Raw genomic sequence first — 25,531 nt, 5'->3', positions numbered from 1 at the left:
TGAACTCACACCCTCGGAACTCATCGAATGGTCCATGGTGACGTCAGGTACCATGACCAACAGATTGGACCGGCTCGAGGCGGCAGGCTTCATCACGCGGCATCGTAACCCCGAGGACGGGCGGGGTTTTCTGATCGGGCTAACGGAGAAGGGACGAAAGCTGATCGACGAGGCAGTCACGGCGCATGTCGAAAACCAGCACGCCATGATTGAGGTCCTGAACGAAAACGAACGCAAAACGCTCGACAGGCTGCTGGGCAAATGGCTCGGGACCTTCGAATAGGCATCGACGCTTGCAATCACCCTTCGCCGGCACCTGCCTCGCGTACAATTTCGGCGATATTCTCAAACTGATCCGCCAGCGGATTGGTCTTTCGCCAGACCATACCGATTGTCCTTGAGGGGCGGGGTGTGCCCAATCGCGCGACGGACACCGGCGCGGAGCATGTTTCGATCGGCACCGCCATTTGCGGAATGAGTGTGACGCCGATCCCGGCCCCCACCATCTGCACGAGCGTCGACAGGGAACTTCCCTCCACGAGATCGCGCGGTTCGCTCGCCGACATCTTGCAGAACGTCAGCGCCTGATCGCGAAAGCAATGGCCTTCTTCGAGAAGCAGCAACCTCATTTCGCGCAGCTTGTTCGCGCTTGGAACCGGCTTGTCGGCGTCTTTGGCCGCGCGCACGAGAACAAATTCCTCATCGAAGAGCGGTTGCTCGGCCAGGGACGGCTCCGAAACGGGCAGGGCCACGATCGCCGCATCCAGGCGGCCTTCCTGCAAATCCTCGATAAGCTTATGCGTCACGGCTTCACGCGGGCGCAGATCCGTTTCGGGATAGTGCTCCGCCATTGCCTTGATGATCTTTGGCAGCAGGTAGGGCGCCACCGTCGGGATGACACCGATCCGGAGAGGCCCCACCAGCCGGCCGGACGACGCCCGGGCCAGGTCGCCCAGCTCATCCACCGCCTGAAGGATGCCATGCGCCCGCTCTGCGAAGGCCTCGCCGAGGCTGGTTAGCCGGATATGCCGCGACCCCCGCTCGACGAGAGGTGCGCCCACGATTTCCTCCAGCTCTTTCACCTGCTGCGAGAGGGCCGGCTGCGAGATGGCGCAGGCTTCGGCGGCGCGCCCGAAATGGCCGTGATGGGCCAGGGCATCGAAGTAGCGGAGGTGCCTGATCGTGATCGCATTCATAAGCCCAGCCTATCGCTACGATCAGGAAATACAAATTATAATTATTCTAATGAAGTGCTAAAAACTGAGACCAAGCGGAAGGCGTGCATCCCATCATTCGTTCCCCCGCAGTTCCCGTAGCCCCCAGCACACGCCTCTTTGCCCATGCCCCAGCAACCAAGTCTCAATGGGAGAAACTCCAATGGACGGAAATGACCAGAAATCCACCGGCAAGTGCCCTGTGATGCACGGCGCGCTCACATCCACCAGCATGTCGAACATGGACTGGTGGCCCAATGCGCTGAACCTCGACATCCTCCATCAGCACGACACCAAGACGAACCCGATGGGGAAGGACTTCGACTATCGCAAAGAGGTCAAGAAGCTCGACTTCAAGGCACTGAAGAAGGATATGCGCGCCCTGATGACCGACAGCCAGGATTGGTGGCCGGCGGACTGGGGCCATTATGGCGGTCTGATGATCCGTATGTCGTGGCACGCGGCGGGTTCCTACCGCATTGCCGATGGCCGCGGTGGCGGCGGGACCGGCAACCAGCGTTTCGCGCCGCTCAATTCCTGGCCGGACAATGTGAGCCTCGACAAGGCACGGCGTCTGCTGTGGCCGATCAAGAAGAAGTACGGCAACAAGGTGAGCTGGGCCGACCTGATCGTTCTGGCCGGCACCATCGCCTATGAAACCATGGGTCTGAAGACCTTCGGTTTCGGCTTCGGCCGCGAAGACATCTGGCATCCGGAGGAAGACACCTATTGGGGATCGGAAAAGGAATGGCTGGCGCCTTCCGACGGCCGCTATGAAAGCGTCGACAATCCGGAGACGATGGAAAACCCGCTGGCCGCGGTTCAGATGGGTCTGATCTACGTTAATCCCGAAGGCGTGAACGGCAAGCCCGATCCGATGAAGACCGCCGCCCAGGTGCGCGAGACGTTCGAGCGCATGGCGATGAACGACGAGGAGACTGTGGCGCTGACCGCAGGCGGCCATACCGTCGGCAAGACGCACGGCAATGGCGACGCCAGCAAGCTCGGTCCCGATCCGGAAACGGCCGGTGTCGAGGCGCAGGGGTTCGGCTGGGCCAATCCCACCGGCTCCGGCAAGGGTCGCGATACCATCACCAGCGGCATCGAGGGCGCCTGGACCTCGAACCCGACCAAATGGGATATGGGCTATTTCGACATGCTGCTCGACCACGAATGGGAGCTGCAGAAGAGCCCGGCGGGCGCTTGGCAGTGGCAGCCGGTCGACATCAAGGAAGAGGACATGCCTGTCGACGTGGAAGACATGACCACTCGCTGCATGCCCATCATGACCGATGCCGACATGGCCATGAAGGTAGACCCGGTCTATCGCGAGATCATGGAACGCTTCCGCAAGGATCCGGCCGCCTTCGACGACGCATTCGCGCGGGCCTGGTTCAAGCTCACCCATCGCGACATGGGTCCGAAAGCCCGCTACATCGGCCCGGACGTGCCGAAGGAAGAGCTGATCTGGCAGGATCCGGTTCCGGCCGCTTCCACCCGCTACAATGTCAAGGCGCTCAAGAAGAGTATCGCCGCGAGCGGCTTAAGCGTGAGCGACATGGTGGCAACCGCCTGGGACAGCGCACGGACCTATCGTGGATCGGACATGCGCGGCGGTGCCAATGGTGCCCGCATCCGTCTGGCCCCGCAGAAGGACTGGGAAGGCAATGAGCCCGAACGTCTGGTCCGGGTACTCTCGGTCCTCGAACCGATCGCTGCCAAGGCGGGCGCCAGCGTGGCAGACACCATCGTGCTCGCGGGCAATGTGGGTATCGAACAGGCTGCGAAAGCCGCGGGCGTCAAAATCGACGTTCCGTTCACACCCGGCCGGGGTGACGCCACGGACGAGATGACGGATGCGGCATCCTTCGACTATCTCGAACCGGTTGCTGACGGATACCGCAACTGGCTCAAGAAGGACTATGTTGTCAGTGCGGAAGAGCTGATGCTCGACCATACGCAGCTCATGGGGCTGACGGCACCGGAGATGACGGTTCTCGTCGGCGGCATGCGCGTACTCGGCACCAATCATGGCGGCACGAAGCATGGCGTCTTCACCGACAAGGAAGGGACGCTGACAAACGACTTCTTCGTCAACCTGACGGACATGAAATATGCGTGGAAGCCTGCCGGCAACAACCTCTACGAAATCCGCGACCGGAAAACGGATGAGGTGAAGTGGACGGCGACACGGGCGGACCTCGTCTTCGGGTCCAACTCGATCCTCCGCGCCTATTCGGAAGTCTATGCGCAGGACGACAACAAGGAGAAGTTCGTGAAGGACTTCGTTGCCGCCTGGACCAAGGTGATGAACGCCGACCGCTTCGATCTCGAAGCCTGATACGAAAATGGCCTCTCCGCGTCACCCGGCGCGGGGAGGCTCCTCAAGCAATGCGGGTCCATTTCGATTTATCGTCCAGAAAACGCTGCGTGTCTTCGGCGCTAAGCGGGTGCGAATAGAAATACCCCTGCATTTCTGAACAACCGATGATGCCCAGCAGATCATGCTGGATTTTCGTCTCCACCCCCTCGGCCGTAACGGGAATTCCCAAGACGCGAGCGAGATAGGTGACCGCATGCACGATCGCCTCGGACTCACCGTTCGTTACGATGTCATGGACGAAGGACTTGTCGATCTTGACCTTGTCGACATCGAGCTTTTGAAGATGGGTCAGGCTTGAGTATCCGGTACCGAAATCATCAAGAACGATTTTAATGCCCTCGGCGCGCAACCTCCTCAGTTGCTCGCGCACGATCTGATCCGTGTCGAGAACAGCGCTTTCGGTCAACTCCAGTTCCAGATTCGACGGCTCGAATCCGGTTTGCTTCAGAATGCCAAGAATTCTGTCGACCAGGCTATCCTCGCGCATCTGCACGGGGGAAAAGTTCACGGCCAGTACAAGATCGGGCCATCGAGCCATCATCGTGCAGGCTTGTTTCAGCACCCACTCGCCAAGCGGCACGATCAGACCGGTTTCCTCGGCAATGGAAATGAATTCCTCGGGCTGCAACAATCCGAATTCGGGGTGACGCCAGCGGACCAGCGCCTCCATCCCCGCGAGCTTTTCGCCTGCCGTGTGGAAGAGCGGCTGATAGTGAACTTCCAGACCACTCTCGGTCGCCAGGCTCTCACGCAGATCGCTCTCGATCTGCCGGTCGTGGCGGATCCGTTCGTCGAGCACGCTTGTGAAGCGTCGATAACAGGCCCGACCTTCGCGCTTCGCCTGATAGAGCGCCACATCGGCCCGGCGCTGAAATTCAGTACTGTTGAGATCATCGATCGCGTCTGCGACGCCAACGGACGCGCTCAGGAAAACGCGGCCACCTTCGATGTCGAACGGCTCGGCACCTGCCTCAAGAATGCGATGACAGACAAGGTCCACATCCGCGTCCTCGCCACGGTCGATCAGCAGCACGGCGAATTCGTCGCCGCCCAGCCGCGAAACGGTATCGGACGCGCGCACGATTGTTGTCAGTCGCTCGGCAAAAGCCTGGATCAGAGCGTCACCGGCCTGATGGCCGTAGGTGTCATTGACTTCCTTGAAGCGGTCGAGGTCGATGTAGAGCAGGGCGCAGCGCTCACCCGTCCGACCACTGCGAAGCAGTGCCTGATCGATGCGTTCGTTAAGCAAGGCGCGATTTGGCAAACCGGTCAGCGTGTCGTGGAATGCCAGGTAATGGCTGTGAGCTTCCGCCTCGCGATAGGCCGTCACATCCGTGATGGTCGCGACGAGATAGGCGGCGTCGTCGAGTTCGACACGGCGCTTGCGCGTTATCACCGTGCGGGGCCGGCCTTTCGCATCGGTGACCTGTTCTTCATTCTCAGAAAGGACGCCGGATTCGAATACGCGGTTGTCGGCGGCGTGAAACACCTCGACTTCCTCTTCCGGGAACAGGTCGAAGTCGGAAAAGCCGAGCATGACTTCGCGGGAATGACCGAAAAACTCGCAAGCCGCTTCATTGAGCAAAACGATACGATGGTCGGTGTTCTTGATGAACACCGGCAGGGGCATCACATCGATGATGGCCTGAAGATCGGAGATACTGGTGATATTGGCAGCTGATTTCATGAGCTCTCGGCTCCAATGCGCCACATGTTGCGTCCAGTGCGGCGGCCGCAAACGATAACCTCACCAATGTTACCGAAACGTTAGGTATTTGGAGGAGAGACGGGCCGCATAAGTGCGGCATATGGGGACCACGGCTATCGGACGGAGCGTCCCGCCGTGAAGGCATCTCGGCGGAATGGCGGAAGGGGTGGGATTCGAACCCACGAGACGGTTCCCCGCCTGCCGGTTTTCAAGACCGGTGCCTTCAACCACTCGGCCACCCTTCCTTAGCGCCCTTGGTTAGCCGCGCAGGGGAGAGGACACAACGGGAAATTTCGTTCTCCCGGTACGCCTCAAGCAAGGCACCGCGCCGGGGCATATAGTTAACGTCAATTCCCTTTTGCAAGTGCCCGGCAGGCTTGGCAAAATGCGTCCCAATGTGGCACATAACAAGAAGGCCACAGTATTGTTGGGGGGAGTAAGTCTGTGCCGCAAATCGACCTAACGTCCGTCTGGATTCCCGGTGGTCTCATCGGGATTCTCGTTCTCATCATGATCCGGCTGTTCATCAATGAGCGCCGGTCAGCGTCTGCATTGGCAGCCGGGGCCTCCAGCGCCGCGCCTGTCGAGGTCACGATGCCGGCGCCCGCAACGGCACCGGCAAAGGACACGCCCGATGCGGTCGAACCGCCGCCCATGGCGGACAAGCCTGCCGAGGCCGAAAAGGCGGCATCTGTTTCCAAACCGGAAAAGGCGCCGGTTGCCGAAAAGAAAAATGAAGAACAGAAGCCCGAGGCCAAAGCCAAGGGATCTTTGGTGTGGCGTACCGCCTGGATCTGGCTGCCGTTCTTCGCCGGTTTCCTGGGGCAGGCCTATCTCGACATCTTCAAGCCGATCATCGAACCGCTGATCGAAAAAAGCGCGGGCTGAAGGGTCCTCCGTTTTTCATTCAAACGAGGTGAAGATCGGGCAACTCGCCGCCATCCGGCAAGGCGAGGATGGCTTCGATCAGCCTGTCGGGGTCTGCGATGGCGCCATGCCTCATCAGCATCCGCGCCTTGGCGATCATGTCCCCGTCTGAAAGCGGGGCTTCCGGGTCGCCTTTTGCGTTTGTCCGTTCCGCCACATGTTGCGTGCCGTCTTTCAGCGCAAGCGTTACGCGAGCGCCCCAGGCATTGGGATAGGCGCAGGCAAAGGGATCGGCGGCTTCGAGAGTGACACGCGTCGCGAGCGCGGCGCACTGCGCACGGGCGGCATCGCCGAAGGCTTCAAAATCCACCACAGGCCGGAGCAGGGCAGCTGATACCGCGTGCTGCAGGGAAAACTTGGCCTCGTAGTCCGTCGTGGCAACTGGCCGATCGCAGACATCGAGCGCGGCACGATAGGTTTCGACCTTCACCGTCTCGATTTCCTCCGCCGAGCGGGTTTCAGCTGCCAGCCTGTCGCGCAATTCCTCGCCCGCATCGATTGCGGGATGGGTGTGCCGACAGGACGGCCAGGGCTTGATCGAGGTCCGGCGAAGTTGCCAGAGGGCATCGGGCTCCGCCATCACCTGGTCCGGCCGCGCATCGGGACAGGCGGCGCGGAAGAAACCTTTCTCGCCTTCGAGAATGGCCGGCGGACCGGTAAATCCGAACGATGCCAGTTCCGCCGCCTTCATGCCTGCTTCCGCGGCGTGGCCCGCATGGAGATGCTTGGTCATGGCCCCGGTTTCGAGAAACTGCCAGAGGCCCGCGGCCTGACTGCCCGCATTGCCCAGGGCATTTATGCTCTGCGCTTCGTCGAGACCAAGAAGATGCGCGGCGGCCATCGCAGACCCGAAGGGGCCGCAGGTCGCAGTGTTGTGCCAGATACGATAATGCTCGGCGCCCACGCCCATACCGACCCGCGTGCAGGCTTCGAACCCATGCAGGATGGCGGTGAGGAGTGCCTTGCCGTCCGCGCCACGTGCCGCGCCAAGCGCCCAGGCGGCGGGCACGACCACACAGCCTGGATGCACCACCGATTCCCGGTGCAGATCGTCTGTTTCCAGAATGTGGGTGAGGGCACCCGCGAGAAAGGAAAGGGAGGCGGGTTCGACCGGCTGATTTCCCGGATGGCCGGCCTGCCACCAGTCGAGCAGCACCCTGCCGGGCGCGGAGTTCCGCCCCGCCAAAGTGTTCGCCAATGCATCCAGCGTGAAGAACGCCGCGGCGTCCAGATCGGCACGGGAGACCGGTTTTGTCCGAATATAGCGGGCGAGCTGCCCTGTCAGCGTGGCGGGCGCGGCGGGATCCTCGGACGCCCGCATTACGGAACCTGACATTCCAATTTCCTTAATGGTCTTTAGGCTATTGTTTTTATGGCATTCTCGGGCGCGCTCCTTGCCGTGGCAAGGGCCGCTGACTATAAGCGTTTTGTAGCAAGCTCGACTGATTCGAGTTGCGAATCCGGGGCCCCAAACGGACATGGTTCGGCAGCTATGACGGGCGTTTTCAATACGCGGTGGCATACCCGCATTATGAGACAGCGCGGTTTGGTCGCCCTGGCGCCGCTGGCGCTGGCGCTCGCCGCCTGTTCGAGCACCCCGTCGCCGAGCAGCGGGTCCATTCCATCCAGCGCAGGAACGGCGCATTACAAGGTCGGCAATCCCTATCGCGTTGGCAGCATCTGGTATTACCCGAAAGAGAATACCAGCTACGACCATACCGGTATCGCCTCATGGTACGGACCGCAGTTTCACGGCAAGCGAACGGCCAATGGCGAGATTTTCGACGAGAACAAGCTGACAGCGGCGCATCCAACGCTTCCTTTGCCGGTGCTTGTGCGCGTGACCAATCTGGAAAACGGCAAATCGCTTATCGTTCGCGTGAACGATCGCGGACCGTTCGCGGCCGGCCGGGAAATCGACCTTTCCAAGGAAGCCGCCAAAGAGCTGGGCTATATGCGCAAGGGGACGACGAAAGTCCGTGTGCAGTATATCGCGCGGGCCGCGCTTCCCGGCGATCCCGGTTATAGCCTGCTACAAGCCGCTGCCGACGATCCGTCCCGCAAGAGCTTCGTTGCTGCCAAGCCCAAGACGACTGCCGAAGAGCGCAAGGTTGCTGCAACGGCCCCGGTAAAACGGGTCAATGTCATTTCCGCGGGCCTCGGTTCGACGCTCACAGCCCCCGATATTTCGACCATGCCCCCGAACCGGCCGGCCGCCTCTATGCAGCCGATTGCGGACGGGCAGGCGCAGATGGCGCCGATCGCCGACGACAAGGCGGTAAATGCCGCAAGCCGGACCGCCGAGCGATCCGCCCCCGATCCGGTAGCCGCGCCTTCGGGCAAGCTTTATGTGCAGGCCGGATCGTTTCGGGATATTGCAAATGCGGAAAAGCTCCAGCAGCAATTGTCCGGCATGGGCAAGGTCTCGATCCAGCAGACCTATGTGGACGGCGCGCCCTATTACCGGGTGAGGGTGGGGCCGGTTTCGGACCTTCCTTCCGCCGATACGACGCTTCAGCAGATCATCGGCGACGGCCATCCCGGCGCACGTATCGTCACCGATTGAGTGCCGCCGCCCTCGCGGCACAGATGAAAAACTTGTCATATTGGATTGTGCGCGGGCCGCATATATCCCTGTTACAGTCCGCCCCGCACCGACAATCCGGAGAGGAATCCAGCCGATCATGACTTTGCCGCGACATCTGCCGAGTTCAGTTACCACCCTGTGCTGCGCGCTGTTTGCCCTTGTTCTTGTTGCAGCGCCCGCGCGCGCCTTCGAGACATCGGCAAAATATGCGGTGCTCATGGACTATCAGACCGGCGCCGTGCTCTGGGAGAAGGATGCCGACACAAGGATGCATCCGGCGAGCATGAGCAAGCTGATGACGCTCGAGATGCTGTTCCACGCGCTGAAGGACGGCACGGTTAAACTCGACGACAAATTCACGGTCAGCGAACATGCCTGGAAAGCCGGCGGCGCCGCTTCCGGCTCCTCCACCATGTTTGCCAAGGTCGGGTCCAAGATCCCGGTGAGAGATCTTATTCAGGGCATCATCGTGCAGTCGGGCAATGATGCCTGCATCACCGTCGCCGAAGCTCTGAAGGGATCGGAAAGCGCCTTTGCCGCCGCGGCGACGGAACGCGCGAAAGAAATCGGCCTCAAGAATTCCAGCTTCGCCAATGCTACCGGCTGGCCGAACCCGGATCACATGATGACGGCGCATGATCTTGCGCGTCTCGCCCGGCACATCATCAAGGACTATCCGGAGTATTATCACTACTTCGCCGAGAAAGTGTTCACCTGGAACGGAATCACCCAACACAACCGCAATCCCGCGCTCTATCTGGACAAGACCGTGGACGGCCTCAAGACCGGCCATACGGAGCAATCCGGCTACGGCCTCGTCGTGTCTGCCAAGCGCGACGGTGAGCGGCTGATCGCCGTACTCAACGGCATGCCGAGCCAGAAGGCCCGCGCCGAAGAAGGCATTCGCGTCATCGATTGGGGCTTCCGCTCCTTCAAGCACTACAAGCTCTTCGCGGCGAACACGCCCGTCGAGAACGCCCCGGTGTTCCAGGGCAATTATGCGAAGGTGCCGCTGGTCAGCACGGACGATATCGACGTCATCATGTCGCCTGAGCAGCGTCGCAAGATGACGGTGAAGGCGGTCTATTCCACACCGATCGCAGCGCCCGTTAAAGCCGGTCAGCGCCTGGGTACGCTGCGCGTTGAAGCGCCGGGCCTGCCGACCCGGGAATTTCCGCTCGTCGCCGGGGCCGATGTCGGACGGCTCGGCATATTCGGCCGCGCCATGGATTCTCTCAAGTCGATGATCTTCAGCTCGGGCGACGACAACACGCCGATGCCGACACAGCCGGCGGACGGCCAGTGAGACGCGGCCACTTCATCACCTTCGAAGGTGGCGAGGGTGCCGGAAAATCAACGCAAGCCAAACGGCTCGCGCAGGCCCTCGAACGGCATGGACACGGCGTAGTCGTCACGCGCGAGCCCGGCGGCTCTCCCGGGGCCGAGCATATCCGCTCCCTGATCGTCTCCGGCGAGACGGACAAATGGACCCCGCTGACCGAGACGCTGCTCGTCTTCGCGGCCCGGGCGGACCATCTGGACCGGACCATCCGGCCCGCGCTGGTCCGGGGCGAATGGGTGATCTGCGACCGTTTCGTGGATTCGACCTTTGCCTATCAGGGCGTCGGGCAGGGGATGAGCCCGGATACGATTGCAGGATTGAGCGATCTGGTGGTCGGCAGTGACATGCCGGGCCTGACCCTTATCCTCGATTTGCCTGTGGAGACAGGGCTCGGCCGCGCGGGCAAGCGCGACCATAACGAAGACCGTTTCGAGCGCATGGGCGACGAATTTCACCAAAAACTGCGTCAGGCCTTTCTCGACATCGCCGCGGCGGAACCCGAGCGTTGCGTCGTCATCGATGCCTCGCGCGACGAAGACGCCGTGGCCGAGGCCATTTGGCAGGCCGTAAGCTCCCGTCTCGCCGTTTGACGGCAGAAGTGCTAACAGAAGCCCATGAGCGACACGCCAGAAAGCGACCGGCTGGGTGATTTTCCGCATCCCCGCGAAACGGCAGGATTGATCGGCCAGGATGAGGCCGAACAGGTGCTGTTCGACGCCTTCATGAGCGGGCGCATGCATCACGCATGGCTGCTCACCGGCCCCAAGGGCATCGGAAAGGCGACGCTTGCTCATCGCATGGCGAAATTCGTGCTGCGTTACGGCTCGCCGGAGGCCGCCCGAGCGGCGGGCGCGACCGGGCTTTATCTGCGGGAGGACGATCCGGTTTTCAGGCAGGGGCTCGCGCAAAGCCTTTCCGACCTTCTGGTGATCCGTCGTCCCTATGACGACAAGAGCAAGCGCCTCAAGACCATTATTCCGGTCGAGGAAGTGCGCCGAACGGCCGGGTTCTTCGGCATGAGCGCAGGGGCTGGGGGATGGCGCGTCACCATCATCGACAGCGCCGACGAGATGAACGCCAATGCCGCGAATGCGCTTCTGAAAGTGCTTGAAGAGCCGCCGGCAAACAGCCTGTTTCTGGTCATCAGCCATCAGCCCGGCCGGCTTCTGCCGACAATACGGTCGCGCTGCCGGACGCTGCCGCTGAAACCGCTGAGCCATGACGCGATTGCCGAAGTGCTGGCCGCCAATGAGGCGGAAGCCGCGCCGGACGACCGCGAGGCGATTGCGCGGCTGGCGGAGGGAAGCGCGGGCCGGGCGCTTTCACTCAGCGCCGGCGGCGGGCTCGACCTTTACAAGCGGGTCACGAATATCCTGATGGGGCTCCCCAAGCTCGATGTGGAAGCCGTGCATGAGCTGGGCGACAAAGTGGGCCGGCGCGGCGCGGAGGACGCCTATTTCGCCACGGTGGAACTGCTGACCGACTGGCTGCAGCGCCTGATCCGTGCGGGAAGCGGGCTCGACACGGGCGCCGACATCGTGGTGGGAGAGGGGGCCGCCATGGCCCGGCTGGCGAAGGGCAGCCGCCTTGATCGCTGGGTCGAGGTATGGGAAAAGATCAGCCAAACGGTCGCCCGCGCCGAGGCGCTCAATACCGACCGGAAGCTGGTCATCCTCACCATCTTTTCGATGCTGGAAAACGCAGCGGCAGAGCTTGCGAAGGCTTAAAGCCATGCGACAATCCGTTGATTCTATTCGTGTTCAGGTAATATCCGAATGACGGCTCCCAAGCCCTTCTACATCACCACGCCGATCTACTACGTCAATGACGTGCCCCATATTGGCCACGCCTACACGACGCTCGCCTGCGATGTGCTGGCGCGGTTCAAGCGACTTGACGGGCATCAGGTGAAATTTCTCACCGGCACCGACGAGCATGGGCAGAAGGTAGAAAAGGCCGCTGCCCAAGCCGGCGTCACGCCTCAGGCTTTCGTTGATCGCGTCTCGCAGAATTTCCGCGATCTGTGCGACACGATGAACTTCTCCAATGACGATTTTATCCGCACGACCGAGGAGCGGCATAAGGCCTCCGTTCAGGCGCTGTGGAAGCGACTGGAAGATGCCGGCCAAATTTACCTTGGGTCGTATTCGGGGTGGTATGCCGTCCGGGACGAAGCCTTCTATGCAGAAGATGAACTGACAGAGGGACCTGATGGCAAAAAGATCGCCCCCTCGGGTGCAGAATGCGAGTGGATGGAGGAACCGTCCTATTTCTTCCGTCTGTCAGCCTGGCAGGAGCCGCTCCTGAAATTCTATGAGGAACATCCGGACTTCATCGCACCGACCGGTCGGCGTAACGAGGTCGTCAGCTTCGTAAAGTCGGGTCTCAGGGATCTTTCGGTCAGCCGCACAACCTTCGACTGGGGCGTGCCCGTGCCCGGCGACGACCAGCACATCATGTATGTGTGGCTCGATGCGCTGACGAACTACATCACCGCGGTCGGCTATCCGGACACGGCTTGCGAGCAGTACGAAGCCTTCTGGCCTGCCAACCTCCACATGGTAGGCAAGGACATTCTTCGGTTTCACGCCGTCTACTGGCCGGCCTTCCTGCTGGCAGCGGGCCTCGAACCTCCCAAGCGCGTCTTTGCCCATGGCTGGTGGACGAAAGACGGGCAGAAAATGTCAAAGTCGCTAGGTAACGTGGTTTCGCCGGGCGATCTGGTTCAGGACTACGGCCTGGACGCATCGCGCTACTTCCTGCTGCGCGAAGTGCCGTTCGGCAATGACGGGGATTTCTCTCACAAAGCGATCGTGCATCGCATCAATGGCGATCTGGCGAACGATCTTGGGAACCTCGTGCAGCGCGTGCTCAGTATGATTGGCAAGAATTGTGGCGCCGCCGTACCGGAGTCGGGAGACTTCACCGATGCAGACCGGAACCTCCTGACCGCTGCCTATAATGTACTGCCGCAGCTTCGTGCCGAGTTCGACGCTCAGGCGTTCCACAAAGGACTTGAGGCGATCTGGGGTCTGTGCGGCGACGCCAACCGCTATGTCGATGAGCAGGCACCCTGGGCCTTGCGGAAAACGGACCCGGCGCGCATGGCGACCGTGCTCTATGTGCTGGCTGAAGTCATTCGCCATCTTGGCATTCTGGTTCAGCCGGTGATGCCGGATTCCGCCGCGAAGATTCTCGACCTGCTGGCGCTTGATGAGAACGCCAGAGGTTTCGAAACACTGGGGCCGGACGGCGCGTTGAAGCCCGGCACGGCGTTGCCTGCCCCCAAGGGCGTCTTCCCGCGATATGTGGAAGAAGCCGCCGAAGAAGGAAAGGCCTGACGATGAACGCCCCGGTTCTGGTCGACAGCCATTGCCATCTGGACTTCCCGGATTTCGCCGAAGAAGTCGACGAGATCGTGAACCGCGCCCATGAGGCTGGCGTAGGGCTGATGGTGACGATCTCGACCAAGATCAGCGAATTCGAGCGGGTGAGGGCGGTCGCGGAGCGGTTCCCCCATGTCTATTGCACCGTGGGGATCCATCCGCATGAAGCCGAAGACGAGCCCGAAACCTCCGCGGCGCGGCTGATCGAGTTGGCGCAGCACCCCAAGGTCGTGGGCATCGGCGAGACCGGGCTCGATTTCTTTTACGAGCACAGCCCGCGTGAGGCGCAGGAAACAGCGTTTCGCGCGCATATCGCCGCGTCGCGTGAGACCGGACTGCCGCTCATCGTCCACACGCGCGATGCGGATGAAGATACGGCGCGAATTCTGGCCGAAGAGATGGAGAAGGGCGCTTTCCCTGGACTGCTGCATTGCTTCAGCTCCAGCCGGCAACTTGCTGAAAAAGCTGTCGATTTCGGGTTTTACATCTCACTTTCCGGCATTCTGACCTTCAAGAAGGCAGAGGAATTGCGCGAGACGGCGGAAGCCTTGCCGCTGGACCGGCTGCTGGTGGAAACCGATGCGCCTTATCTGGCGCCCGTGCCCAAGCGCGGCAAGCGGAACGAGCCGTCCTTCGTTGTGCATACGGCGGCGAAGCTCGCCGAGGTCAAGGGCGTGAGCGGCGCGGAACTCGCCGAGGCCACCACAGAGAATTTTCTCAAGCTTTTCAGCCGCGTACCGCGCGAAGCGGTATATGGCGCATGAAGCTCGTTGCGACGGTTCTGGGCAGCGGCTCGTCGGGCGGCGTGCCGCGTATCGGCAATCACTGGGGTGCCTGCGACCCGAATGAGCCGAAAAACCGGCGGCGGCGCTGTTCGCTGCTGATCGAGCAATTCGATCCGGCCGAGCCGCACCACAAGACAAGCATCCTCATCGACACGTCGCCCGATATGCGCGAGCAGCTTCTCGACGCGCAAGTCGATTGGGTGGATGGCGTTCTCTACACGCATGATCATGCCGATCAGTGCCATGGGATCGACGATCTGCGCATGCTGGCGATCAACCGGCGGCAGCGCGTGGATGTATGGATGGACGAGCCGACCTCGAAATCGCTCACGACGCGGTTCGACTATTGTTTCATACAGCCGGAGGGATCCGGTTATCCGCCGATCCTGAACGAGCATCGGATCGAAGGGCCGGGCGCCGCCATCCGGGTCGAAGGCGCGGGCGGTCCGATGGACATCATGCCGTTCGATGTGGATCACGGCAGCATAAGGGCGCTGGGGTTCCGGGTCGGCCCGCTGGCATATTGCGCGGATTGCGTGGATGTGCCGGATGAGAGCTTCCGGCTTCTGGACGGGATCGAGAGCTGGATCGTCGATGCGCTGCGCTATACGCCGCATCCGACGCACGCCCATGTGGATCTGGCGCTGGAATGGCTCAAACGTACGGGCGTGGCGCATGGCGTCCTGACCAATCTGCATGTGGATCTGGACTATCGAACCCTGAAATCAGAGCTGCCCGAGGGCGTAGAGCCCGCTTATGACGGCATGCGGGTCGAATTCGACATTTCGATGTAAAAACGGGCGATTCCGAGTGGAATCGCCCGCAAAACAGATGTTTAGCTGGCAATATTGAACCAGCTATAGAGCCAGTTTCAGGATGCCGGCTTTTCGTCGACCACCGCGCCGGTCCGCGCGTTGACGACGAGGTTCACGTTTTCGCCGTCCTGGTTCTTCGCCGAGAACTCGGCCGTGCCATCGGCTTCGGCCTTATTGTCGGTGCGCTTGATGGCGGTGTAGCCGCGTTCCTTGAGCTGCGCTTCCAGGTTCGAAGACATCTGAAGCGCGGAACCGGCTGCATCGGCACCCATTTCAGCACCGGATTCAGCCGAATTCTTCATCTTGCCGGTTGCGCCGGCAGCGGCATCCACAGCCGTATCCGCCGCCGCAGAGGCGTCCGGCGTCTCGACGTTACCGCGCGCGCCGGCGTCGCCTGAAGCGGAGCCATTGACGCCCGGCGTCTTCATCTGCGTATCGGCGCCGGTTTCAACGCCAGCCTTGAGACCGCTGGTGCCAACACCTACATCGGCGCTCGCATTACCGCTTGCGCTGCCACCAGCGCCGCCGTCGAGCAGTCCGGCCATTGCGGGGGCCGTTCCGAGCGCCACCGCGGCGGTACCGGCAATCAGGATCGTTTTCAGTTTCGTCATGGCTCGTTCCTCCATGCTTGTTCAATTTTGCGGATGGTCAGCCATCCGCTGTCTTGCGCTCGCAGGACCTGAGGTATGGGCGAAATGAGGCACATCGGAGGCAATCAACAAATCGCCCAGAAATTGCCCAAGCCGGGGTGAGAGTTGGGAGATTGTCGAGTTTTGCGCGGTTTTCAGGTGTTTGTCCCAAGCCTGCCTACTGTCTAATAAATACCATAATATATATTATCGGCTAAACGGATATATCGATCTGGGGGCGGTTTTGGACGCGCGGAATAGCTACCCTCCCGTCAGCATCTGATGTGGCAGCGAGCCCAGGAGCTGCAGGATTGCGCCCACAACCACGAGGAAGATGCCGACGCGCACGGCCCAGCCTCGGCGGATCCAGTGCGAGATCGGCGGTCGGCGGGCATCCTCGATTTCGGCTTCCAGGCCGGCGAGCAACAGATCGAACTCATTTTCCGGATCGACGGTGCCCGGATCCTCGATTCCGAAGCGTTTCAGGAGCCCCGCACGTGCGTCTTTCAGCCGTGCATCGATACGGCCGGCCAGCGGCGTATCTTTCAGCTGCTCATAGAGCCGTTTCACAAGAAGCTGGTCGCCATAGCGCGCCAGGCCCAGTTCAAGCCCCCGCTCCACGGCCTGCAGGCGTTCGGCGGGCGTCCGGGCACGCTGCGCCATGACGCGCCATGCCTGCAGACGCACATCGCGCCCGTCGCTCAAACGTCCGTGGAGGTGTTCGGCCTTGCCGAGGCGCCAGTCCGCCTCGAACGCAATCCAGAGCTCGAAGCCCAGCAGGATGACGCCCGCAAGGTCCGTGACAAGGCCCACAAGGTTGAGCCATGGCCCGTATTCAAGAAGAAACTGCCCCACGATCCTGTCCGCCGGCTACCCATAGAATAAGTGCCAGTTTTCCGCCGCAGCGCGCTTCGGATCAAGCGCCGGGACAAAATTCCACGAGCAAATTTGCTGATTTGCCGGGTCAGGCCGAACCTGATCCGGCCATCCAGACTCAGCTTTCCGGCTTCACCTCGATCATCACCGGCTGGTCCGGGAATGCCAGCTCGTGGCGGGAGCGCCATTCGGGGATCACATAATTGATGATGAGCGACTTGCGGACGCCTGAGAACCGCCGGGGATGAACGCCGTGCCAGGTGTCGGTGCCGGGCACGAAGATGAGCCCCTTGTCGAAGCCGCCCGGCGCGCTGCCCAGATGTTTTCCCTCGCCGTCATAAAGATCGGTGCCCCAGCCTTCCGCGTCCGGCGTGTCGGACAGGTAGATGAGCATGGTAAAGCGTTTGGCGCCGATATCGGTATGCGGTTCCAACCAGAAACCTTCCGTGTCCTGGCAATATTCGATGCGCAGATAAGACCCGCCGAGATTTGCGCCCGTCTTGCGCTCCAGCATGTGCACGGTCGCGGGATGTTGAAAGGCCTCGGCGATTTCCTCGCAGACGAGATGCTGGCGGCGCACGTCGGGCGAAAAGAACTGCCGGGCCGCATTATGCGTTTCGCGCTTGCCGAGCGTGTCGCCGATTTTCGGGGCTTCGAACGGCAGGTCCGCCACCGCATGGGCGGTCGCTGGCGGCAGCACATCGTCCAGCAACCAGTGCCGGAAGGGGGCACCCTCCTCCCTCGCCCGTTCAAGGCTGTCTGAGAGGAAGTTCGATAGAAGCTCATCCTGACGGATTCTGATTTCGATACCCATCCCGCTCACTCCTTTTATGCACTGACCATCATGCGCTGAAGAGACGCTTGAACTTCTTCATACGCCCGGACAGGCGGTGGCGCGCGGCCTCACGGTCGCGGCATTCGATGTCACGGCAGTAATTGACCATCACGTAGCGGCGCTGGCCGGCGAAGGGCTTGTGGCCGTGCCAGGAGTTTTCCTGAACGCGGAAGCCGAACAGCGTACCGCCGGAGGGCGGCACCTCATCGGCATAGTCCTCGATATCGGTGCCGGACCGCAGAACGCGCAGGCGACCGCCCTGCTCCGCCCAAGGCTCGTTCAGATAGAGAAGCAGCGTGGCGAGCTTGAAATGGCTGTCGGCATGGATCTGACCGTCATGCGGCGCGCAATGTCCGCGCACGGTGACCAGTGTCGGCCGACCGGAGAGATCGACCCCGAGTTTCTCGCCGACGATCTCCCGCAGCTCATCGCCCTCAAGGTCACGCAGGAGCTTGCCGAAAAGCGGTCCATAGGCGAGCGCGTCCGGCAGGAAGAGTCCCGACATGTCCAGCTCGGGAAAGTCCCGGATGGCGGCGGCGAGCCGATCTTCGCTGAGAAAGTCCGGCACCATGAAATGCGGATAGGGAAACTTCCTGGTTTCCGCCGCCTCGACTGCGCTCAGATTGACAAACATGGCCTGTCACTCCGTCTTTTCCCGCCCCCGCAGGGACCATTTCCTTATTTTTATTAAGGCTATTTACGGCGTCTGAATCGGGCAATGTGGCAAACTGTCAATCGCATGCGACATTGCGGCACTGCCGCGACAAGAAGGTCCATTGCGGGAGAAGCGGTAAATTATACATTCCCGGGATGTAATCCCTACCTCAGGAGAAGCCGATGGACCTGCCTGTGCGACTTGCCTCCTCCCTTCTTTGCGCCGCGCTTTTGGCCGGATGCGACGGGTCCGTCGAACCAAGCGAGGCGGACCTTGCCAATGCACGGGCCGCGACACAGGAATTCGGCGCGGAGCTGAAAGGTCATCTCGTGGCCGCCATCAAGGCATCCGGGCCGCAGGGCGCCGTCGGCGTCTGCAAGATCGCCGCGCCTGCCGTGGCCGAGGACGTTTCAGACCGGCAGGGAGTTTCCATTGCCCGCACCAGCCTGAAAGTACGCAATCCCGGCAATGCGCCGGACGAATGGGAACGCAAGGTGCTGGAAGACTTCGTCGCGCGTAACGATTCCGGTGAAGACGCCACGCGGATGGAAAGCTGGACGGTCACGAAAGACAAGGCGACCGGCGTTCAGGTGTTGCGCTACATGAAGGCGATCCCGACGCAGAAAGTCTGCACGCTTTGCCATGGCAAAGCGATTTCCGAGCCTGTGCGCGAGGCCCTGGCGGCGGATTATCCCGACGACCGGGCGACGGGCTTCGAGGTCGGCGATATTCGCGGGGCGTTCACCGTGAAAATGGCGCTGACGCAATAAAGCCCCTCGCATCCGGACGATTGGACAAGGCCGGTCGCCTTCCCTACCTTTTGCGCAATTGAACTCCCGCAAAAGAGTAGCCCGATATGTCCCTCAAAGCCGCCATCATTCCCGTGACGCCCTTCCAGCAGAACTGCACGCTGATCTGGAACGACGAGACGATGCATGGTGCCGTCAGCGATCCCGGCGGCGATATCGACCGCATTCTGGAGGCAGCCGAGGAGATGGGCGTCACCATCGACAAGATCCTGCTCACGCATGGCCATCTCGACCATGCCGCGGCGGCGGGCGATCTTGCCAAACGGCTCGGAGTGAAAATCGAGGGGCCGCACAAGGACGACCTCTTCCTGATCGAAGGGCTGCCCGAGCAGGCGGAGCGGTTCGGCTTCGGCGCGAAGACAGGTTCCTACCTGCCCGACCGCTGGCTGGAGGAAGGCGATCATGTGGAAGTCGCCGGCCTGACCTTCGAGGTCCATCATTGCCCCGGGCACACGCCGGGCCATGTGATCTTTTTCAGCGAGGACGCGAAACTCGCCATTGTCGGCGATGTGATCTTCCAGGGCTCGATCGGGCGGACCGATTTGCCGCGCGGAAACCACGAGCAGCTCATCTCGTCCATCCGCGAAAGGCTCTGGCCGCTGGGCGATGACATCACTTTCGTGCCCGGCCACGGGCCGCTTTCCACGATCGGAGCGGAGCGCCAAAGCAACCCCTTCGTCGCGGATATGAATTTCGGCTGACCGGCCCATCGAACGTCGCTCGACAAGGTATCTCGCAGCTGACGCTGCGGCCAATTGAGATGGACATTCCGCCCATAATCGGTTTCCTTACGGCCTGACAAATCGTCATTAATTTCGGCTGCCCATAGAGGCGGTCCGGACCGGTGAAGAACGAGCCCAAAAGGGCCGCGCCGGAAAGTAGTTCAGTGGGGAAATGCATGTCCAAGAACCGGATAACGCGCGGGCAGATATTCGCTTTCGGTCTTCCTTCCATTCCAATTTCGGCTCTCGGACTGCCTATCGTGGTGTATCTGCCGCCGTTCTATGCGGAACTCGGGCTCAGCCTGACCGTGGTGGGCACGGTCTTCATGTTCGCGCGTTTCTGGGACGTGTTCACGGACCCCATACTGGGCATGGTGTCGGACCGCTTTCCGAGCCGCTGGGGACGTCGGCGGCACTGGATCGTGGCTTCGATCCCGCTTCTCATGATCCCGACATTCGCGATCTTCATGCCACCCGAAAATGTGACCTGGGTCTATCTCGCGGGCTGGATGATCGTGATGTATATCGGCTGGACCCTGATCACGATCTCCCACATGTCTTGGGGTGCAGAGCTATCTCAGGATTATGACGAGCGCTCCACGATCCAGGGCATGCGCGAGTTCCTGCTGATCTTCGGCATGTTCACCGTGCTCGCCCTGCCCGCCATCATCGAACGGACGACGGATGGCGCGGGACGACGCGAATCCGTCGAGGCGATGGGCTGGTTCATCCTGATCCTGCTGCCCGTCACCATTGGCATCGCCGTCTGGCGGGTACCGGAATGGAAGTCCGCCCCGCACCAGCAGATCGCCTGGCAGAAGGCATGGGGTATCATCCTGAAGAACAGGCTCTTGCAGCGTGTGCTGGTAGCGGACCTGCTTGTCGGCGTCGCACCGGGCATTACGGGTGCGCTCTATCTGTATTTCGCCGGCGATGTGATGCAGCTCCCGAAATCCGCCAGCATGCTGCTTCTGGTCTATTTCGTGGCCGGATTCATCGGCATTCCGCTCTGGATTCGCATGAGCCACATGACCGGCAAGCACAAGACGCTCGCCATTGCCATGGTCTATGGCGCGATCAGCCTGCCGCTCGTGATCTTCTTTCCCAAGGCCGAGTTCTGGTGGCTCTTCCTCGGCAACTCACTTTACGGCATCGCCTATGGTGCGGGCTCTTTCCTGCTGCGCGCGGTGATGGCCGATGTGACCGATTACGACTATCTGGAGACGGGCCAACAGCGCACCGGGCTCTATTATTCGCTGCTGACCATGACTGCGAAGGTCGGCGCGGCGCTGGCCGTGGGTATCACCTATCCGATCCTCGACCTGATCGGCTTCGACCCGAACGGCACGAATACCCCGGAAACGCTGCACCGGCTCCTGCTCCTCTACGTGACCCTGCCTGCGCTCTTCATGCTGGCGGCGGCCGTCGTGATGTGGCGCTTCCCGCTCGACCGCAAGGCGCAGGAAGAACTGCGCGAGCGCATCAACGCCAAGCGGGGCGAACATGAAGAACATGAGGTCACCGACGCTGCCGCGGCCGTGACGGGCTACGGTACGGCGGGTACAATTTCGGATCAGCCCGTCGACTAGGAGTTTCACTTGGCAGCCGACACACTCGACCTTTCCCGCATCGACGCCCTTCTTGCCATCATGGCGAGGTTGCGGGATCCGGATGGCGGCTGCCCGTGGGACCTTGAGCAGGACTTCTCGACCATTGCGCCCTACACGATCGAAGAGGCGTATGAAGTCGCCGATGCGATCGAGCAAGGCGACATGGCGGAGTTACGCGACGAACTGGGCGATCTGCTTTTTCAGGTCGCGTTCCATGCGCGCATGGCCGAAGAGCAGGATGCATTCGCGTTCGGCGATGTGGTTCAGGCCATTTGCGAGAAGATGATCCGCCGTCATCCGCATGTCTTCGGCGATGAAGAGCAGCGCGAAGCGGGCGCCGTGAAGGGCCGCTGGGAAGAGATCAAGGCGCAGGAAAAGGCTGCTAAACCGAAGAAAACAGAGAGCATTCTCGACGATGTGCCGCTGTCGCTGCCCGGCCTGACGCGGGCCGTGAAGTTGCAGAACCGCGCGGCGCGGGTGGGCTTCGACTGGCCGGATACATCGCTGGTGATCGACAAGCTCAACGAGGAAATGCTGGAGCTGTCGGCGGAAGTCGCCAAGGGCGGTGATGCGGACCGGCTGGAGGACGAGATGGGCGATCTTCTCTTCGTTTACGCCAATCTTGCGCGGCATTTGAAGGTCGATCCGGAAAAGGCGCTGAGGCGGGCGAATGCCAAGTTCCGGCGGCGTTTCGGGCGGATCGAGGAGAAGCTCGCGGCGCAGGGGCGGACGCCCGAGGACTCAAATCTGGAAGAGATGGACGCGCTCTGGGACGAGGCCAAGGCCGAGGAAAGAAAGCCTTGATTGAAGCGTGATCGGGGCATGAATGAAGCGTGGTTCTAGTGAGAAAGAACCATGGTCGCTATCTTGCCCCAGAGGTCTTCGTTCGCCGCGGCGAGATGCGGACCGCTCCCGCTCCGGGCATCGTAATCCACACCGGTATCGATGCGGCGCATGACGCCGCCGGCCTCCCGCAGCAATAACGTGGTCGGCGCGTGGTCCCAGGGCATCATGCGGTGATAGACCGCAAAATGCTCGATACCACGCATGATGTTCGTATATTCCCATGCAGAACAAACGACGGAGACGCGTTCGCCAATATGCGGGGCCAGCGCGCCAATACGGCTCTTCCACGGTTCCGGCATGTAGTGATCGTTGAGCGCGCCCATGGCGCCGGACAATTCTTTCGGCGACGGCGGCACGTGGACGGACTGCTGAGCGCCGCTGGAGGCGAGCACCGTTCCGCCGCCATGCTCGGCCATGAACATTTCGTCCGGCACGGGAAGGTAGACCCAGGCATGGGTGGTGACGCCCTTCTCCACCAGTCCGATCATGACGCCGAAGGTTTCCTTGCCGGCCACGAAATTGCCGGTGCCGTCCACCGGATCGACCGTCCAGAAGGGAATGTCGGATTTGACGATCTCGAGAAGGGAGCTGTCTTCGGCTACCGCCTCCTCTCCCAGAACGCGCGAGCCGGGGAGCAGTTTTTCAAGGCGCGGCGTCAACCATGTCTCGGCATTGCGGTCGGCGATGGTCACGAGGTCGTTCTTGGCTTTTTCGTGAATCTCGTGATCGGCCAACGACCGGAAGCGCGGCATGATTTCGCGTTCCGACGCCTCGCGGATCAGAGCCGCCACATCCTCGAACAAATGGCTCATGTCTACTCCGCCGCCTCGCCCAGCAATTCGCCCGCGCGGCGCGCGATGTCGGGGAAATGTTTTTCGAAGCGTCCCATGGAGGCAGGCGCCATACCGACCATCAGCCGAACCGAGCCGTCCTCCCTGTCCTCGCGCTCGCGCACATCGCTGTTGCGATAGAACCACGCCAGCGCCTCGCCTTCGTCCGCGAGGAGTTCCACCGCGATATAATGCGCATCGTCCGTGACAAGATCGTCTATGCGCTGAAGGAGCGTTTCGACACCCTCGCCCGTCAGCGCCGACATCGCGACCGTGTCTTCCTCGCGCTCAGCCATATTGCGCAGCGCGTCGGCCTGTTCCGCCGGCAGACGGTCGAGCTTGTTCAGCACTTCGAGAACGTGCTGATCGTTTGCGCTCATGGTCTCCGGCGTAACGCCAAGCGAGGCCAGGACCTTTTCCACATCGGCCTTCTGGATCTCGGTTTCCTCATGCGAGGCATCGCGGACATGGATGATGAGCTGGGCTTCCAGCACTTCTTCCAGCGTGGCGCGGAAGGCCGCGACGAGATGCGTCGGCAGGTCGGAAATGAACCCCACCGTGTCGGACAGGATCACCTTGCGGCCCGAGGGCAATTCAATCGACCGCATGGTCGGGTCGAGCGTGGCGAAGAGCAGGTTCTCGGCAAAGACGCCGGCTTCCGTTACCCGGTTGAAGAGCGTGGACTTGCCCGCATTGGTGTAGCCGACAAGGGCGACCACCGGATAAGGCGCGTCGCGGCGCGTCTTGCGATGCAGTTCGCGGGTGCGCTTCACTGTCTCAAGCTGGCGTTCCAGCTTGGTGATGCGCTCCTGAAGCATGCGGCGGTCGGCCTCGATCTGGGTTTCGCCGGGACCGCCGACGAAACCGAGGCCGCCGCGCTGGCGTTCCAGATGGGTCCAGCTGCGGACGAGACGGCTCTTCTGATAGTTCAGATGAGCCAGTTCGACCTGCAACGCGCCTTCACGCGTATTCGCCCGTTCGCCGAAGATTTCGAGGATGAGGCCGGTGCGGTCCACGACCTTTACTTTCCAGGCGCGCTCGAGATTGCGCTGCTGGACCGGCGAGAGCGCGCTGTCCACCACCACCAGTTCGACATCAAGGGCCGCAATCTCGCCCTTCAGCTCCTCGAGCTTGCCCTCGCCCACCAGCGTGGACGGCCGCACATTCTGCAACGGGACGATGGAGCGGCCCACGATGTTGAGGTCGATGGCAAGGGCGAGGCCGACGGCCTCGTCGAGCTGCGTCTCGGCGGAACGAATGCGCACGCCCTTGCGGCGCGCATCATGCTCGGCGGATTTCAGCCATGGCACGAGGACATAGGCGCGCGTAGGCTCGCTCCGCGTCACCTGGAAGGCGCGCCTGCCCGCTTTCCCGTCGCCATCGCGATCGGTCTCATCAGACTGTTTGTAGTCGCTCAACTAGCGCTCTCAGGCCTCTTCGCCGTCCTTGTCGCCTTCGAAAAGCTGGACGGGTTGGGCCGGCATAATGGTCGATATCGCATGCTTATACACGAGCTGCGAATGTCCGTCCCGACGCAACAACACACAAAAGTTGTCGAACCAGGTCACTACCCCCTGAAGCTTCACGCCATTGACCAGAAAGATGGTCAAGTTCGTTTTGTTCTTGCGAACGTGATTGAGGAAAGTGTCCTGCAAGTTATGAGTTTTTTCGCTCATGGGTAAACCCCACTTTTCCATTCATCCGGCCGACGCTGCACTGGCACCGGCCTTATATAAAGGGGCGGCCCGGAACGGCCCGCCCTTACTCGACCCCGGCTGTATAGTCTGGACGTTTCCTAAAATGCTGCAAGTGCGAAATAGCATTTCGGCACATGATTTAACGGAATTGTGAACGAAATCGGCCGCTTTCCACCTGTTTTCGGTCAATTCAGCTCGGCCAGACGCCAATAGGCGGCCCGCAACCGGGCCCCGACCGGGCCGGGTTTGCCCTCTCCTACCGGTTTTCCGTCCAGACGGATGACGGGAATCACCGGCACGGAGGACGCGCTGAGAAAAATCTCGGCGGCGTTTGCGGCCTCTTCCACGGTGAAGGGGCGCTCGACCAGCTCGATGCCCTCGGCCTTCGCCGCCTCGACCAGAACCTGCCGGGTCACGCCGTTCAGGATGTCATGGCCGAGGTGCCGCGTGATGAGGCGGCCTTCCCTGTCGACGATCCAGACATTGGTCGAGGACCCTTCGGTGACGAAGCCCTTGTCATCGACCAGCAGCGCTTCGTAAGCGCCGGCATCGCGGGCGGACTGCTTGGCCAGGATATTCGGCAGGAGCGCGACGGATTTGATGTCCCTGCGCGCCCATCTCTGGTCGGGGCGCGTCACGACGGCAACCCCCGTCCGGCCCTTGGCAAGCTTTGCGGGATCGCTGCGCTTTGCGGTGACGACCATCGAAGGGATAAGCGTCCTGGAGAAAGCGTGGTCTCTCGGCGCGACACCGCGCGTCACCTGCAGATAGACGATCCCGTCCCGAACCCTGTTGCGGCGAACCGTCTCGCGCAGGATGACGCGCAGGGCCGCGCGCGTCACGGGCATGGGAATGCGCAGCTCGGCCAGCGAGCG

Annotated in this window: 25 protein-coding genes and 1 tRNA gene; 14 read left to right on the top strand and 12 right to left on the bottom strand. The window is 61.5% G+C overall.

Annotation, left to right across the window (positions count from 1 at the left end; genetic code table 11):
- The coding region (locus CMI59_RS15895) for a MarR family transcriptional regulator (protein ID WP_293329208.1) at positions 1 to 283 on the top strand (283 nt) is incomplete at its 5' end.
- 16 nt (positions 284 to 299) lie between these two features.
- Here the strand turns inward: CMI59_RS15895 and CMI59_RS15890 are convergent.
- Entirely contained in the window at positions 300 to 1,196 is an 897-nt protein-coding gene (locus CMI59_RS15890) for a hydrogen peroxide-inducible genes activator (protein ID WP_293329207.1), read from the bottom strand.
- 181 nt (positions 1,197 to 1,377) lie between these two features.
- On the opposite strand from CMI59_RS15890, the gene katG reads away from it, so the two are divergent.
- Entirely contained in the window at positions 1,378 to 3,555 is a 2,178-nt protein-coding gene (gene katG / locus CMI59_RS15885; RefSeq protein ID WP_293329206.1) for a catalase/peroxidase HPI, read from the top strand.
- A 43-nt stretch (positions 3,556 to 3,598) separates the two neighbouring features.
- On the opposite strand, the gene CMI59_RS15880 is transcribed toward katG, so the two are convergent.
- Together CMI59_RS15880 and CMI59_RS15875 are read right to left on the bottom strand one after the other, a co-directional pair.
- Positions 3,599 to 5,284, bottom strand: coding sequence for an EAL domain-containing protein (locus CMI59_RS15880; RefSeq protein ID WP_293329205.1), 1,686 nt, complete (start codon positions 5,282 to 5,284; stop codon positions 3,599 to 3,601).
- A gap of 176 nt (positions 5,285 to 5,460) precedes the next feature.
- Positions 5,461 to 5,550, bottom strand: a tRNA-Ser gene (locus CMI59_RS15875).
- A 199-nt stretch (positions 5,551 to 5,749) separates the two neighbouring features.
- Between CMI59_RS15875 and CMI59_RS15870 the strand changes: the two genes are divergently transcribed.
- A complete protein-coding gene (locus tag CMI59_RS15870) occupies positions 5,750 to 6,193 on the top strand; it encodes a hypothetical protein (protein WP_293329204.1) in 444 nt (147 codons plus the stop codon).
- A gap of 19 nt (positions 6,194 to 6,212) precedes the next feature.
- Here the strand turns inward: CMI59_RS15870 and CMI59_RS15865 are convergent, their stop codons facing one another.
- Complete coding sequence (locus CMI59_RS15865; RefSeq protein WP_293329203.1) at positions 6,213 to 7,568, bottom strand: MmgE/PrpD family protein; 1,356 nt, start codon at positions 7,566 to 7,568, stop codon at positions 6,213 to 6,215.
- Positions 7,569 to 7,763: 195 nt separating this feature from the next.
- Here CMI59_RS15865 and CMI59_RS15860 point away from each other — a divergent pair, with 195 nt between their 5' ends.
- The 7 genes from CMI59_RS15860 (at position 7,764) to CMI59_RS15830 (ending at position 15,126) form a co-directional block, all read left to right on the top strand.
- Positions 7,764 to 8,798, top strand: a complete 1,035-nt coding sequence (locus tag CMI59_RS15860) for a septal ring lytic transglycosylase RlpA family protein (protein ID WP_293329202.1) — start codon at positions 7,764 to 7,766, stop codon at positions 8,796 to 8,798.
- A 118-nt stretch (positions 8,799 to 8,916) separates the two neighbouring features.
- Positions 8,917 to 10,125, top strand: coding sequence for a D-alanyl-D-alanine carboxypeptidase family protein (locus CMI59_RS15855; protein WP_293329201.1), 1,209 nt, complete (start codon positions 8,917 to 8,919; stop codon positions 10,123 to 10,125).
- Entirely contained in the window at positions 10,122 to 10,751 is a 630-nt protein-coding gene (gene tmk, locus CMI59_RS15850; RefSeq protein WP_293329200.1) for a dTMP kinase, read from the top strand. The genes CMI59_RS15855 and tmk overlap by 4 nt, the downstream gene beginning before the upstream one ends.
- A 24-nt stretch (positions 10,752 to 10,775) precedes the next feature.
- Positions 10,776 to 11,888, top strand: coding sequence for a DNA polymerase III subunit delta' (locus CMI59_RS15845; RefSeq protein ID WP_293329199.1), 1,113 nt, complete (start codon positions 10,776 to 10,778; stop codon positions 11,886 to 11,888).
- 48 nt (positions 11,889 to 11,936) lie between these two features.
- Positions 11,937 to 13,502 (top strand): methionine--tRNA ligase, encoded by a 1,566-nt coding sequence (gene metG / locus CMI59_RS15840; protein WP_293329198.1) that lies wholly within the window; start codon positions 11,937 to 11,939, stop codon positions 13,500 to 13,502.
- Between the two features lie 2 nt (positions 13,503 to 13,504).
- Positions 13,505 to 14,311, top strand: coding sequence for a TatD family hydrolase (locus CMI59_RS15835; protein WP_293329197.1), 807 nt, complete (start codon positions 13,505 to 13,507; stop codon positions 14,309 to 14,311).
- Positions 14,308 to 15,126, top strand: coding sequence for an MBL fold metallo-hydrolase (locus CMI59_RS15830; protein ID WP_293329196.1), 819 nt, complete (start codon positions 14,308 to 14,310; stop codon positions 15,124 to 15,126). Before CMI59_RS15835 ends, CMI59_RS15830 begins: the two co-directional genes overlap by 4 nt.
- Positions 15,127 to 15,203: 77 nt before the next feature.
- Here the strand turns inward: CMI59_RS15830 and CMI59_RS15825 are convergent, their stop codons facing one another.
- From CMI59_RS15825 to CMI59_RS15810, 4 genes are all read right to left on the bottom strand, one after another.
- Positions 15,204 to 15,758 carry a PepSY domain-containing protein gene (locus CMI59_RS15825; protein ID WP_293329195.1) on the bottom strand — a complete coding sequence of 185 codons (555 nt, stop codon included), beginning with the start codon at positions 15,756 to 15,758 and terminating at the stop codon, positions 15,204 to 15,206.
- Between the two features lie 279 nt (positions 15,759 to 16,037).
- Positions 16,038 to 16,631, bottom strand: a complete 594-nt coding sequence (locus CMI59_RS15820) for a hypothetical protein (RefSeq protein WP_293329194.1) — start codon at positions 16,629 to 16,631, stop codon at positions 16,038 to 16,040.
- Positions 16,632 to 16,770: 139 nt separating this feature from the next.
- On the bottom strand, positions 16,771 to 17,466 hold the full coding sequence (locus CMI59_RS15815; protein WP_293329193.1) for a 2OG-Fe(II) oxygenase: 696 nt from the start codon (positions 17,464 to 17,466) through the stop codon (positions 16,771 to 16,773).
- A gap of 28 nt (positions 17,467 to 17,494) precedes the next feature.
- On the bottom strand, positions 17,495 to 18,121 hold the full coding sequence (locus tag CMI59_RS15810) for a 2OG-Fe(II) oxygenase (RefSeq protein WP_293329192.1): 627 nt from the start codon (positions 18,119 to 18,121) through the stop codon (positions 17,495 to 17,497).
- Between the two features lie 203 nt (positions 18,122 to 18,324).
- On the opposite strand from CMI59_RS15810, the gene CMI59_RS15805 reads away from it, so the two are divergent.
- From CMI59_RS15805 to mazG, 4 genes are all read left to right on the top strand, one after another.
- Positions 18,325 to 18,912 carry a DUF3365 domain-containing protein gene (locus tag CMI59_RS15805; RefSeq protein ID WP_293329191.1) on the top strand — a complete coding sequence of 196 codons (588 nt, stop codon included), beginning with the start codon at positions 18,325 to 18,327 and terminating at the stop codon, positions 18,910 to 18,912.
- 86 nt (positions 18,913 to 18,998) lie between these two features.
- The gene (locus CMI59_RS15800; RefSeq protein WP_293329190.1) at positions 18,999 to 19,652 is read left to right on the top strand and encodes an MBL fold metallo-hydrolase; all 654 of its coding nucleotides are present in this window, start codon (positions 18,999 to 19,001) and stop codon (positions 19,650 to 19,652) included.
- Positions 19,653 to 19,849: 197 nt separating this feature from the next.
- Entirely contained in the window at positions 19,850 to 21,262 is a 1,413-nt protein-coding gene (locus CMI59_RS15795) for an MFS transporter (protein ID WP_293329189.1), read from the top strand.
- 9 nt (positions 21,263 to 21,271) lie between these two features.
- Positions 21,272 to 22,087: a nucleoside triphosphate pyrophosphohydrolase gene (mazG, locus tag CMI59_RS15790; RefSeq protein WP_293329188.1), complete on the top strand. Its 816-nt coding sequence runs from the start codon at positions 21,272 to 21,274 to the stop codon at positions 22,085 to 22,087.
- 35 nt (positions 22,088 to 22,122) lie between these two features.
- On the opposite strand, the gene CMI59_RS15785 is transcribed toward mazG, so the two are convergent.
- The 4 genes from CMI59_RS15785 to CMI59_RS15770 all read right to left on the bottom strand — a co-directional run.
- Positions 22,123 to 22,941 carry an inositol monophosphatase family protein gene (locus tag CMI59_RS15785; protein ID WP_293329187.1) on the bottom strand — a complete coding sequence of 273 codons (819 nt, stop codon included), beginning with the start codon at positions 22,939 to 22,941 and terminating at the stop codon, positions 22,123 to 22,125.
- A gap of 2 nt (positions 22,942 to 22,943) precedes the next feature.
- A complete protein-coding gene (hflX, locus tag CMI59_RS15780; RefSeq protein ID WP_293329209.1) occupies positions 22,944 to 24,260 on the bottom strand; it encodes a GTPase HflX in 1,317 nt (438 codons plus the stop codon).
- 126 nt (positions 24,261 to 24,386) lie between these two features.
- The gene (hfq, locus tag CMI59_RS15775) at positions 24,387 to 24,635 is read right to left on the bottom strand and encodes an RNA chaperone Hfq (RefSeq protein WP_167095237.1); all 249 of its coding nucleotides are present in this window, start codon (positions 24,633 to 24,635) and stop codon (positions 24,387 to 24,389) included.
- Between the two features lie 206 nt (positions 24,636 to 24,841).
- The coding region (locus tag CMI59_RS15770) for an aminotransferase class IV (RefSeq protein WP_293329186.1) at positions 24,842 to 25,531 on the bottom strand (690 nt) is incomplete at its 5' end.

Source organism: Parvibaculum sp. (genome assembly GCF_002684405.1).
Lineage (GTDB): Bacteria > Pseudomonadota > Alphaproteobacteria > Parvibaculales > Parvibaculaceae > Parvibaculum.
The sequence above is the reverse complement of the archived record's forward strand: the minus strand, read 5'-3'. Positions and strand labels throughout refer to the sequence as shown.

Excerpts from the sequence above, each read along its gene's own strand:
- CMI59_RS15890 (WP_293329207.1), bottom strand. The coding sequence starts at position 1,196 with ATGAATGCGATCACGATCAGGCACCTCCGCTACTTCGATGCCCTGGCC.
- katG (WP_293329206.1), top strand. The coding sequence starts at position 1,378 with ATGGACGGAAATGACCAGAAATCCACCGGCAAGTGCCCTGTGATGCAC.
- CMI59_RS15880 (WP_293329205.1), bottom strand. The coding sequence starts at position 5,284 with ATGAAATCAGCTGCCAATATCACCAGTATCTCCGATCTTCAGGCCATC.
- CMI59_RS15865 (WP_293329203.1), bottom strand. The coding sequence starts at position 7,568 with ATGTCAGGTTCCGTAATGCGGGCGTCCGAGGATCCCGCCGCGCCCGCC.
- CMI59_RS15860 (WP_293329202.1), top strand. The coding sequence starts at position 7,764 with ATGAGACAGCGCGGTTTGGTCGCCCTGGCGCCGCTGGCGCTGGCGCTC.
- CMI59_RS15855 (WP_293329201.1), top strand. The coding sequence starts at position 8,917 with ATGACTTTGCCGCGACATCTGCCGAGTTCAGTTACCACCCTGTGCTGC.
- CMI59_RS15845 (WP_293329199.1), top strand. The coding sequence starts at position 10,776 with ATGAGCGACACGCCAGAAAGCGACCGGCTGGGTGATTTTCCGCATCCC.
- metG (WP_293329198.1), top strand. The coding sequence starts at position 11,937 with ATGACGGCTCCCAAGCCCTTCTACATCACCACGCCGATCTACTACGTC.
- CMI59_RS15835 (WP_293329197.1), top strand. The coding sequence starts at position 13,505 with ATGAACGCCCCGGTTCTGGTCGACAGCCATTGCCATCTGGACTTCCCG.
- CMI59_RS15830 (WP_293329196.1), top strand. The coding sequence starts at position 14,308 with ATGAAGCTCGTTGCGACGGTTCTGGGCAGCGGCTCGTCGGGCGGCGTG.
- CMI59_RS15825 (WP_293329195.1), bottom strand. The coding sequence starts at position 15,758 with ATGACGAAACTGAAAACGATCCTGATTGCCGGTACCGCCGCGGTGGCG.
- CMI59_RS15815 (WP_293329193.1), bottom strand. The coding sequence starts at position 17,466 with ATGGGTATCGAAATCAGAATCCGTCAGGATGAGCTTCTATCGAACTTC.
- CMI59_RS15810 (WP_293329192.1), bottom strand. The coding sequence starts at position 18,121 with ATGTTTGTCAATCTGAGCGCAGTCGAGGCGGCGGAAACCAGGAAGTTT.
- CMI59_RS15805 (WP_293329191.1), top strand. The coding sequence starts at position 18,325 with ATGGACCTGCCTGTGCGACTTGCCTCCTCCCTTCTTTGCGCCGCGCTT.
- CMI59_RS15800 (WP_293329190.1), top strand. The coding sequence starts at position 18,999 with ATGTCCCTCAAAGCCGCCATCATTCCCGTGACGCCCTTCCAGCAGAAC.
- CMI59_RS15795 (WP_293329189.1), top strand. The coding sequence starts at position 19,850 with ATGTCCAAGAACCGGATAACGCGCGGGCAGATATTCGCTTTCGGTCTT.
- CMI59_RS15785 (WP_293329187.1), bottom strand. The coding sequence starts at position 22,941 with ATGAGCCATTTGTTCGAGGATGTGGCGGCTCTGATCCGCGAGGCGTCG.
- hfq (WP_167095237.1), bottom strand. The coding sequence starts at position 24,635 with ATGAGCGAAAAAACTCATAACTTGCAGGACACTTTCCTCAATCACGTT.